Origin of the sequence: Kitasatospora sp. LaBMicrA B282 (assembly GCF_050325825.1) — a bacterium.
GTDB lineage: Bacteria > Actinomycetota > Actinomycetes > Streptomycetales > Streptomycetaceae > Kitasatospora.
The window spans coordinates 1-10312 of sequence record NZ_JBNQTI010000113.1; the positions used below are offsets into that span (position 1 = coordinate 1).

General features: G+C 75.7%; 8 protein-coding genes and 1 pseudogene. 7 read left to right on the forward strand and 2 right to left on the reverse strand.

Translation table 11 applies throughout. From position 1 onward, the window contains the following. A partial coding sequence (locus tag ACQRUO_RS26640; RefSeq protein ID WP_428318606.1) for a CbiX/SirB N-terminal domain-containing protein occupies positions 1–380 on the reverse strand: 380 nt, incomplete at its 3' end. Continuing rightward, positions 377–1504 carry a uroporphyrinogen-III synthase gene (locus tag ACQRUO_RS26645; protein WP_428318607.1) on the reverse strand — a complete coding sequence of 376 codons (1128 nt, stop codon included), beginning with the start codon at positions 1502–1504 and terminating at the stop codon, positions 377–379. The genes ACQRUO_RS26645 and ACQRUO_RS26640, both read right to left, overlap by 4 nt. A gap of 194 nt (positions 1505–1698) precedes the next feature. On the opposite strand from ACQRUO_RS26645, the gene ACQRUO_RS26650 reads away from it, so the two are divergent. The 7 genes and pseudogenes from ACQRUO_RS26650 (at position 1699) to ACQRUO_RS26680 (ending at position 10211) form a co-directional block, all read left to right on the forward strand. Then, on the forward strand, positions 1699–3789 hold the full coding sequence (locus ACQRUO_RS26650; RefSeq protein ID WP_428318608.1) for a molybdopterin oxidoreductase family protein: 2091 nt from the start codon (positions 1699–1701) through the stop codon (positions 3787–3789). Beyond that, a complete protein-coding gene (locus ACQRUO_RS26655) occupies positions 3786–4991 on the forward strand; it encodes an NAD(P)/FAD-dependent oxidoreductase (protein ID WP_428318609.1) in 1206 nt (401 codons plus the stop codon). The genes ACQRUO_RS26650 and ACQRUO_RS26655 overlap by 4 nt, the downstream gene beginning before the upstream one ends. Positions 4992–5087: 96 nt before the next feature. Continuing rightward, positions 5088–7595, forward strand: a complete 2508-nt coding sequence (gene nirB / locus ACQRUO_RS26660) for a nitrite reductase large subunit NirB (RefSeq protein WP_428318625.1) — start codon at positions 5088–5090, stop codon at positions 7593–7595. Between the two features lie 5 nt (positions 7596–7600). Beyond that, positions 7601–7933: pseudogene (nirD, locus tag ACQRUO_RS26665) on the forward strand (nitrite reductase small subunit NirD); the annotation flags it as partial. A 155-nt stretch (positions 7934–8088) separates the two neighbouring features. Then, on the forward strand, positions 8089–9450 hold the full coding sequence (locus ACQRUO_RS26670; protein WP_428318610.1) for an MFS transporter: 1362 nt from the start codon (positions 8089–8091) through the stop codon (positions 9448–9450). 87 nt (positions 9451–9537) lie between these two features. Next, entirely contained in the window at positions 9538–9783 is a 246-nt protein-coding gene (locus ACQRUO_RS26675) for a toxin-antitoxin system HicB family antitoxin (RefSeq protein ID WP_428318611.1), read from the forward strand. Then, complete coding sequence (locus ACQRUO_RS26680; RefSeq protein ID WP_428318612.1) at positions 9780–10211, forward strand: fic family toxin-antitoxin system, toxin component; 432 nt, start codon at positions 9780–9782, stop codon at positions 10209–10211. The genes ACQRUO_RS26675 and ACQRUO_RS26680 overlap by 4 nt, the downstream gene beginning before the upstream one ends. Positions 10212–10312 lie beyond the last annotated feature (101 nt).

A 10312-nucleotide genomic window follows, 5' to 3' on the forward strand; every position in this document is an offset into this window, starting at 1 on the left:
CCCGCCTCGGCCAGCCGGTCGGCCAGCGCGGCGGCCAGCAGCCGGTCCGGGCCGAGCGCCGGCGCCAGCCGCAGGTCCAGGTGGCCGGCCGCGGCCCGCGCGGCCGGCAGGTCGACCCGCACGTGGTAGCCGGTGCCCAGCAGCAGCGGGACCAGCACCACGGTCCCGCGCAGCCCGGCCAGCACCTGGTCCAGCAGCGGATCGGCCAGTTCGAGGAAGGCCGGCTCGGCCCGCAGTCCCGGCCGCAACTCCCGCACGCGTTCGATGAGTTCGCGGTAGGCGGCGGGCCCGGCCGGATCCCGGGTGCCGTGCGCGACCGCCACCAGAGTCGGCGCCGCCGCCGGATCCCCGACGCCGGGGCGCGCCGTGGCGCCGGTCATCCGGCCGCCGCCAGGCTGTAGCCGCGCTTGGGCACGGTCCGCACCAGCCGCCCGTGCGCCCCCAGGGCGCTGCGCAGCCGGGCCACCGCGGCCTCCACCGCGTGCTCGTCCGCCTGGGTGCCGGCCCAGGCGCGCCGGAGCAGCTCGGGTCTGCTGAGCACCCGCCCCGGCTGCTCGGCGAGCGCCCGCAGCAGCGCGGCCAGCAGCGGCGGCAACTGCACCGGCGGGCCGCCGTCCACCAGCACCGCGTTCCCCTGCAGGGTGAGCAGGCCGCTGCCGGTGCGCACCTCGCGGCGGTTGCGGGCCGGCAGCTCGACCGCCAGCTCGCGCACCATCGAGCCGAGCCGCCCGCGCTCGGGGCAGTGCGCCGTGATCCCGGCCTCGGTCAGCGGGCGGGCGCAGATCGGCCCGACGCAGACCGGCAGCACCTCGGTGCGCAGCGCGGCCAGCACCTCCGCACGCAGCCCCGGTTCGTCGGCCGCGGCCAGGAACGCGGAGATCGCCGGTGCGCTGGTGAAGGTGACCGCGTGCAGCTCGCGCCGGGCGGTCTGCTCCACCAGTCGGCGCAGCGGCGCGCTGTCCTCCGGCGGCGCCCAGCGGTACACCGGCACCGGGATCACCTCGGCGCCGCGCTCGCGCAGCGCGGCGGCGAAGGCCGTCAGCGGCTCGCCGTGTTCCTGCAGCGCGATCCGCCGGCCGTCCAGCGGGCGGGCGAGCAGCCAGATGAGCAGTTCGTCGGTCGCCTCGCTGGCGGGCGAGAAGCTCTCGCTCAGGCCGCCCGCGCGCACGGCGCCGGTCGCCTTCGGGCCGCGGGTCAGCACCACGGCGGTCCGGCAGACCTCGGCCAGCCGGGCGGCGTGGCCCCAGCCGTCGGCGGCGCTCAGCCAGCCGCGCCAGCCCACCCCGGTGGTGGCGACCACGTAGTCGAGCGGTGCGGTCAGGCAGCGCTCGGTGGCCCGGCGCAGCGCGGTGTCGTCGGCCAGCGGGACGATCCGCAGCGCGGGTGCCTCGACCACCCGGGCACCGCGCCGGCGCAGCAGGGCGGTGAGTTCCTCGCGGCGGCGGGCTGCGGTCACTCCGACGGTGTAGCCGGTGAGGGGACCGGCCGGGGGCGTGCTGTCCATGCCGTGCAAGGGTCCGGCAGCGCTGTTTCGCGCGGATTGCGTGCCGATCACGCGGTGGTAAGCGGGCAGCCGTCGGTGGTTTACGGAAGGTTTCGTCCGGGTCACCCTGGGCGCCGCCCGCGGTGAGCAGGACGTACCGCGGGCGCAACAGAGGTGACCTCGCGGTGTAACGGCGACGGCCGAAGCTCAACGGCATGACGACCACCGACACCCACTGCCCGTACTGCTCGCTGCAGTGCGGGATGCGCGTCGCCGCGTCACCCGCCGGCGTGCGGGTGCTGGAACGGCCCGACTTCCCGGTCAACCGCGGGGCGCTGTGCGGCAAGGGCCAGAGCGCCGCCGCGCTGCTCGACCCGGCGCTGCGGCTGACCGAGCCGCTGGTGCGCGAGCACAAGGGCGGCGAGCTGCGGGCGGCCTCCTGGGAGGAGGCGCTGGACCGGACGGCGCAGGGCCTGCGGGCGGCCGGCGAGCAGTACGGGCGGGCGGCGGTGGGGGTCTTCGGCGGGGGCGGGCTGACCAACGAGAAGGCCTACCTGCTCGGCAAGTTCGCCCGGGTGGTGCTGCGCACCCCGAACATCGACTACAACGGCCGGTTCTGCATGTCCTCGGCCGCCGCCGCGCAGAAGGAGGCCTTCGGCCTGGACCGCGGCCTGCCGTTCCCGCTGGCCGACGTCGCCCGGGCCGACTGCGTGCTGCTGGTCGGCGGCAACCCGGCCGAGACCATGCCGCCCGCGCTGCGCTACTTCCGCGAACTGCGCGAGCGCGGCGGCACCCTGATCGTGGTCGACCCGCGCCGCACCCGCACCGCCGAGCAGGCCGACCTGCACCTGCAGCCGGTCCCGGGCACCGACCTCGCGCTCGCCCTGGGCCTGCTGCACCTGGCGATCGCCGAGCGCCGGCTGGACGAGGCCTTCATCGCCGAGCGCACCACCGGCTTCGAGGCCGCCCGCACCGCGGCGATGGCGCACTGGCCGGCCCGGGTGGAGCGGCTGACCGGCGTGCCGCTGGCGCAGCTGCGGGCCGCGCTGGCCCGGTTCGCCGGTGCCGAGCGGGCCATCCTGCTCACCGCGCGCGGCCCGGAGCAGCAGAGCAAGGGCACCGAGACGGTGCGCGCCTGGATCAACCTCTGCCTGGCGCTGGGCAAGGCGGGGCGCCCCGGCTCCGGCTACGGCTGCCTGACCGGCCAGGGCAACGGCCAGGGCGGGCGCGAGCACGGCCAGAAGGCCGACCAGCTGCCCGGCTACCGCTCGATCACCGACCCGGCCGCCCGCGCCCACCTGGCCGAGGTCTGGGGGATCCCCGCCGCCGAACTGCCCGGCCCCGGCCGCTCGGCCTACGAGCTGCTGGACACCCTCGGCACCCCGCAGGGCGCCCGCGCGCTGCTGCTGATGGGTTCCAACCCGGTGGTCTCGGCCCCGGCGGCCGGCCGGATCACCGAGCGGCTGCGCTCCCTGGACTTCCTGGCGGTCAGCGACCTGGTGCTCTCCGAGACCGCCCAGCTGGCCGACGTGGTGCTGCCGGCCGCGCACTGGGCGGAGGAGACCGGCACGCTGACCAACCTGGAGGGCCGGGTGATCCTGCGGCAGGCCGCGCTCGCCCCGCCGCCGGGGGTGCGCGGCGACCTGGCGGCGCTGCACGGGCTGGCCGACCGGCTCGGCGTGCCGACCGGGTTCCCGACCGACGCCGAGCAGGCCTTCGCCGAGCTGCGCCGGGCCTCGGCCGGCGGCCCGGCGGACTACGCGGGGATCAGCTACCCGCGGATCCGGGCCACCGACGGCGTCTTCTGGCCCTGCCCGAGCGAGCAGCACCCCGGCACCCCGCGGCTCTTCCTGGACCGCTTCGCCACCCCCGACGGCCGGGCCCGGTTCGCCGCGGTCTCGCACCGCCCCGCGGCCGAGGAGCCCGATCCGGCCTACCCGCTCTACCTGACCACCGGCCGGGTGCTGGCCCAGTACCAGAGCGGGGCGCAGACCCGCCGGGTGCCCGAGCTGCGGCGGGCCGCGCCGGGGCCGTTCGTGGAGCTGCACCCGCAGCTGGCCGAGCGGCTGCGGGTGGCCGAGGGGGAGGCGCTGGTGGTGACCAGCCGGCGCGGCCGGGCGGTGGCGCCGGCCCGGATCACCGACACCATCCGGCCCGACACGGTCTTCATGCCCTTCCACTGGGCCGGTCCCGGCCGGGCCAACTCGCTCACCAACCCCGCGCTGGACCCGGTCTCCAAGATGCCGGAGTTCAAGGTCTGCGCGGTCCGGGTGGAGCGGGCGCTGCCGGTGGAGCCGGTCCGATGACCGGGGCGGGCGGCGGCGGGCGGATCGCCGTGGTGGGTGCCGGGCTGGCCGGGGCGCGGTTCGCCGAGCGGTACCGGGAGCTGGGCGGCGCCGCCGAGGTGACGCTGTACGGCGCCGAGCCGCGCGGGCCCTACAACCGGGTGCTGCTCGCCGAGGTGCTGGCCGGCCACTACGACCCGGAGGCGATCGCGCTGCCGTACGGCCGCGAGGTGGCGCTGCGCACCGGTCACGAGGTCTGGGCGGTGGACCTGGTCCGCCGTGAACTGACGTTGACCGGCGGTCAGTTGGCCGGCTTCGACACCCTGGTGCTGGCCACCGGGGCGAACCCGGTGCTGCCGACCCTGCGCGGACTGCACGGCGCCTGCGGGCTCAAGCGGGGCGTGCACGTGTTCCGCACGCTGGCCGACTGTGCCGCCCTGGTCGAGGACGCCGGCCGGGCCGAGCGCGCGGTGGTGATCGGCGGCGGGGTGCTCGGCGTCAGCACCGCCCGGGCGCTGGCGGCGCTCGGCCTGCGGGTGCAGATCGTGCACCAGGGCCCGCACCTGATCGAGCGCCAGCTGGACGAGGCGGCGGGCCAGGCGTTCGGCCGCGCCCTGGCCGCGCTCGGGGTGGTCAGCCACCTGCGCAGCCGGGCCCGGGCGCTGCTCGGCGCGGACCGGGTCACCGGGGTGCAGCTGGTCGGCGGTCGCACGCTGGAGGCCGACCTGGTGGTGCTCGCCTGCGGGGTCCGCCCGCGCACCGGGCTGGCCTACGCCTCCGGGCTGGCGGTCGGCAACGGCGTCCTGGTGGACGACCGGCTGGCCGCCTCGGCCCCCGGGGTGTACGCGATCGGCGACTGCGCCGAGCACCGCGGCGCGGTGCACGGCCTGGCCGGTCCCGCCTGGGAGCAGGCCGAGGCGCTGGCCGCCCAGCTGGCCGGGGCGCCGGCCGGCTACACCGGCTCCCGCCCGCTGGCCCGGCTCAGCGCCGGGCCGCTGGAGTACGCCGCCTTCGGCGAGGTCGGCGAGGAGCAGCCGGGCACCGACGTGCTGCGGCTGGCCGACCCGACCCGCGGTTCCTACAAGAAGCTGGTGCTGCGCGGCGACCGGCTGGTCGGCGGCATCCTGCTGGGCGACCTGGCCACGGTCGGCGCCCTGACCCGCGCCTACGAGCGGGACGACCCGCTGCCGGCGGACCCGCTCTCGCTGCTGACGGTCCGCTGACCCCCCATCCCGCCCGCTCGGGCACCACCCGCCCGTCGAACCACCCCGAGGAGCAAGCCCGTGACCGTGAAGGATCTGCTGCTGGTCGGCCATGGCATGGTCGGACAGCGTTTCCTGGAAGCCCTGGTCGAGCAGTCGCCGGCCGGCGCACCGCTGCCGTGGCGGGTCACCGTGCTCGCCGAGGAGGTGCGCCCCGCCTACGACCGGGTGCACCTGAGCTCCTGGTTCGCCGGCACCAGTGCGGAGGAACTCTCGCTCTGCCCGCCGGGGTTCCTGGCCGAGCACGGCATCGAGCTGCGGCTGGGCGACCCGGCGACGGCGATCGACCGGGCGGCGGGCACCGTCACCACCCGCTCCGGCGCCGAACTGCGCTACGACGCCCTGGTGCTGGCCACCGGCTCCTACCCGTTCGTGCCGCCGGTGCCCGGCCACGACGCGACCGGCTGCCACGTCTACCGCACCATCGAGGACCTGGAGGCGATCAAGGCGGCGGCCGGCAGCGCCCGGACCGGCGCGGTGGTCGGCGGCGGCCTGCTCGGCCTGGAGGCGGCCGGTGCGCTGCAGGCGCTGGGCCTGACCACCCACGTGGTGGAGTTCGCGCCGCGGCTGATGGCCCTGCAGGTGGACGACGGCGGTGGAGCGCTGCTGCGCCGCAAGATCGAGGAGCTGGGCGTGCGGGTGCACACCGGCGCCGGCACCCAGCGGATCGAGACCGACGCGGCCGGCCGGGTGCGGGCGATGGCGCTCTCCGACGGCTCCGAGCTCGACGTCGACCTGGTGGTCTTCTCCGCCGGGGTGCGCCCGCGCGACCAACTGGCCCGCGAGTGCGGCCTGCCGGTCGGCGAGCGCGGCGGCATCGTGGTGGACGCGCAGTGCCGCACTGCGGACGAGCGGATCTGGGCGATCGGCGAGTGCGCGCTCGCGGTGGACGGGCGGGTCTACGGGCTGGTCGCCCCCGGCTACTCGATGGCCGAGACGGTGGCCCGTGGACTCGTCGGCAGCAGTGGGGAGTTCACCGGCGCGGACACCTCCACCAAGCTCAAGCTGCTGGGCGTGGAGGTGGCCAGCTTCGGCGACGCGCTCGGCGGTACCGAGGGCGCGCTGGAGGTGCTCTACAGCGACAGCCGGGCCGGGGTCTACAAGAAGCTGGTGGTCGGCCCGGACGGTCGGCTGCTCGGCGGGGTGCTGGTCGGGGACGCCGCCAGCTACCCGGTGCTCCGCCCGCTCGCCGTCAGCCGCGCCGAACTCACGGTGCCGGCCGAGCAGTTGCTGCTGCCGGCGGCGGCGGGCGGCGGCGGTCAGCTGGAGCTGCCGGACGAGGCGGTGGTCTGCTCCTGCCACAACGTCAGCAAGGGGACGATCCGGGCCGCGGTCTCCGAGCAGGGGCTGCGCACCCTGGCCGAGGTGAAGAAGTGCACCAAGGCCGGCAGCGGGTGCGGCAGTTGCATCAAGCTGGTCGGCTCGCTGGTGGACCAGGAGCTGGAGTCGGCCGGCGTCGAGGTGGCCCGTGGGCTCTGCGAGCACTTCGAGCACACCCGGGCCGAGCTCTACGAGATCGTCCGGGTCAAGGGCATCACCTCCTTCAGCCGGCTGCTCGACGAGCACGGCCGCGGTGAGGGCTGCGAGGTCTGCAAGCCGACCGTCGCCTCGATCCTGGCCAGCCTGGGCAACGGGCACGTGCTGGACGGCGAGCAGGCCGCGCTGCAGGACACCAACGACCACTTCCTGGCCAACCTGCAGCGCAACGGCTCCTACTCGGTGGTGCCGCGGATCCCCGGCGGCGAGATCACCGCCGAGAAGCTGATCGTGATCGGTGAGATCGCCCGGGACTACGGCCTGTACACCAAGATCACCGGCGGCCAGCGGATCGACCTGTTCGGCGCCACCGTCGACCAGCTGCCGCAGATCTGGCACCGCCTGGTGGCGGCCGGCTTCGAGTCCGGCCACGCGTACGGCAAGGCGCTGCGGACGGTCAAGTCCTGCGTCGGGCAGACCTGGTGCCGCTACGGCGTGCAGGACTCGGTGGCGCTGGCGATCGAGCTGGAGCTGCGCTACCGGGGCCTGCGGGCGCCGCACAAGCTCAAGTCCGCGGTCTCCGGCTGCGCCCGCGAGTGCGCGGAGGCGCAGAGCAAGGACTTCGGCGTGATCGCCACCGCCCAGGGCTGGAACCTCTACGTCGGCGGCAACGGCGGCATGACCCCCCGGCACGCCGACCTGCTGGCCGCCGACCTGGACCGCGAGACCCTGCTGCGCACCATCGACCGCTTCCTGATGTTCTACATCCGCACCGCCGACCGCCTGGAGCGCACCGCCTCCTGGCTGGAGCGGCTGGACGGCGGCCTGGACCACCTGCGGGCCGTGGTCATGGACGACTCGCTGGGCATCTGCGCCGAGCTGGACGAGCTGATGGCCCGGCACGTCGAGACCTACGAGGACGAGTGGCAGGCCACCCTGGCCGACCCGGACCGGCTGCGGCGCTTCGTCTCCTTCGCCAACGCCCCCGGTACGCCCGACCCCACGGTGCGCTTCGTCGCGGAGCGCGACCAGATCCGCCCGGCCCGCCCCGAAGAGGCCGGCCTCACCCTGGAGGTGCTGTCCCGATGACCGCCATGACCGTGCAGACCGGCCGGACCCCGTCCGACGCCCAGGCGCAGCAGGCCCCGCAGCGGGTCGAGGTGCACGACGGGCAGCACTGGCAGGCCGTCTGCGACTACCAGGACCTGATGCCCGGCCGCGGCGTGGCGGTGCTGCTCGGCGGCGAGCAGGTGGCCCTCTTCCGCACCCGCGGCGGCGCGCTGCACGCCCTGGCCAACCGCGACCCGTTCACCGGTGCCTACGTGATCTCCCGCGGGCTGGTCGGCAGCCGCGGCGACCTGCCGGTGGTGGTCTCGCCACTGCTCAAGCAGGCCTTCGAGCTGCACACCGGGCGCTGCCTGGACGAGCCGACCGCGCCCGACGGCAGCCCGGCGGACCTGCGGGTCTGGCCGGTGCGGCTGGCCGAGTCGGGTCACCCCGGGTCCGGGCACGTCCCGCCGCACCGGGCTGCGACCGCGGCTCCGCACCGCGCGGCTGCGACCCGCCGGGCGGCGGTGGCCCGGTGAGCGCGGCCGCCCCGGCGCTCGCCCCCGCCCGGGCGGCCGGCCGGATCGAGCACTGGGATCCCGAGGACACCGCCTTCTGGGCGGGCGGCGGCCACCGGATCGCCCGGCGCAACCTGGTCCACTCGGTGCTCACCGAGCACATCGGCTTCTCGGTCTGGAGCCTCTGGTCGGCGCTGGTGCTCTTCCTCGGCCCCGGGTACCACCTCGACGCGTCCGGGAAGTTCCTGCTCACCGCGGTGCCCACGGCGGTCGGCGCGGTGCTGCGGATCCCCTACACCTTCGCGGTGGCCCGGTTCGGCGGGCGCACCTGGACGGTGTTCAGCGCGTTGCTGCTGCTGGTGCCGCTCGGGCTGACCGGGCTGCTGCTGCGCCCCGGCGTCTCCTACGGCACGCTGCTCGCGCTGGCGGCGCTGGCCGGGGTGGGCGGCGGCAACTTCGCCTCCTCGATGGCCAACATCAACGCCTTCTACCCGCAGCGGCTCAAGGGCTGGGCGCTCGGCGTGAACGCGGGCGGCGGCAACCTGGGGGTGCCGGCGGTCCAGCTGCTCGGGCTGCTGGTGCTGGCCACCGCGGGGGCCGCCCGGCCGCGGCTGCTGGTGCTGGTCTACCTGCCGCTGGTGGTGCTCGCCGCGCTGGCCGCGGCGCTGCGGATGGACAACCTGGCGCTGCCCCGGCCCGAGCGCGGCGCCCTGCGCGAGGCGGCCCGGGAGCCGCACACCTGGCTGCTCTCGGTGCTCTACCTGGGCAGCTTCGGCTCGTTCATCGGCTTTGGGTTCGCCTTCGGGCAGGTCCTCCAGGTGCAGTTCCACCAGCAGTTCGACACCCCGGTCAAGGCCGCCGGGCTGACCTTCCTCGGTCCGCTGCTCGGCTCGCTGGCCCGCCCGCTCGGCGGCCTGCTGGCCGACCGGCTGGGCGGCGCCCGGGTGACCTGCGGGACCTTCGTGGCGATGGCCGCGGGCGCGGGGCTGGTGCTGGTGGCCTCGCAGCGGCACTCGCTGCCGCTCTTCCTGACCGGCTTCGTGGCGCTGTTCGTGCTCAGCGGGCTCGGCAACGGCTCCACCTACAAGATGATCCCGGCGCTGTTCCGCGCCCGGGCGGCCCGGGCGGTGGCCGACGGAGCCGACCCGGCGGCCGCCGAGCGGCTGGCCACCCGCCGCACCGCGGCGGTGATCGGGCTGGCGGGCGCGATCGGCGCCTTCGGCGGGGTGTTGGTCAACCTGGCCTTCCGGCAGGCCTTCCTGGCTGACCATCAGGGGGACGACGCCTACCTGGTCTTCCTCGGCTACTACGCGCTCTGCCTGCTGCTGACCTGGGCGGTCTACCTGCGCCGCCGGAGCGGCCCGACCGCGGTGGTGTGAGCGGCGAACAGGGGCTCGACGGGGGCGCGCGCGGCGAGGCCGCGCGCGCCCTTGTGGTGCTAGCACATGAGCGCTAGCTTCGATTGCATGGGTAAGAAGCAGCTCAACGTGCGGGTGGACGCCACCACCGCTGAGATGGCCCGCGAGCGGGCGGAACAGCAGGGGATCAGCATGAACCAGTACATCGAGAGGCTCGTCCAGCAGGACATGGGCGAGGCCGGACTGCGCTTCGTCGACGCGGCGGCCCAGTTCATGAAGGAGTACGAGAGCGAGTTCCTCGCCGAGTTCGGCGAGCACTCGACGGCCGACGAGCGGCAGGGCGCACGCCGTTGAAGCTGGCGGTCGACCTCTCCTGGCTGCTCATGACAGCCGAGCAGTACACCCCCGGCGACCCGCAGGTGACCGACTACGGCTCGCTGCTGGCGGCCATCACCCGCCACCAGGCGGAGATCTTCGACATCGCCGTCTACCCCGAACCGCAGGACCGGGCCGCCGCCCTGATGCACCAACTGATCCGGGTCCCGGCCCTGGAGCGCACCAACGAACTCTTCGCCACCGCCTGCGCCTACGCCTACCTGGTGGCCAGCGGCTGCCACGTGGCCACCACCGCCCGCGAGGTGCGCAGCCTGGCCCGCGCGATCCGCGAGGGGCGGCTCGGCGTGGACGGCGTGGCCGAGCGGCTGAACGGCTGGGTGGTCGACGAGGCCGCCGGCGAAGGGGTGCCCGGCGAGGACGGGGACGACGACTCCGACACCGAGTGAGGGGGCGGTGCGCCGGCCGACGCACCAAGCCTGGCCAGGCCCGAACCGACCAAGGTGGGGCGGTGTCCCAGGAAATCGAATAACCCCCCAACCGACCCCAC

Bases quoted from the DNA above. Each gene is read 5' to 3' on its own strand.
- ACQRUO_RS26645 (WP_428318607.1), bottom strand. From the start codon at position 1,504: ATGGACAGCACGCCCCCGGCCGGTCCCCTCACCGGCTACACCGTCGGA.
- ACQRUO_RS26650 (WP_428318608.1), top strand. From the start codon at position 1,699: ATGACGACCACCGACACCCACTGCCCGTACTGCTCGCTGCAGTGCGGG.
- ACQRUO_RS26655 (WP_428318609.1), top strand. From the start codon at position 3,786: ATGACCGGGGCGGGCGGCGGCGGGCGGATCGCCGTGGTGGGTGCCGGG.
- nirB (WP_428318625.1), top strand. From the start codon at position 5,088: ATGGTCGGACAGCGTTTCCTGGAAGCCCTGGTCGAGCAGTCGCCGGCC.
- ACQRUO_RS26675 (WP_428318611.1), top strand. From the start codon at position 9,538: ATGGGTAAGAAGCAGCTCAACGTGCGGGTGGACGCCACCACCGCTGAG.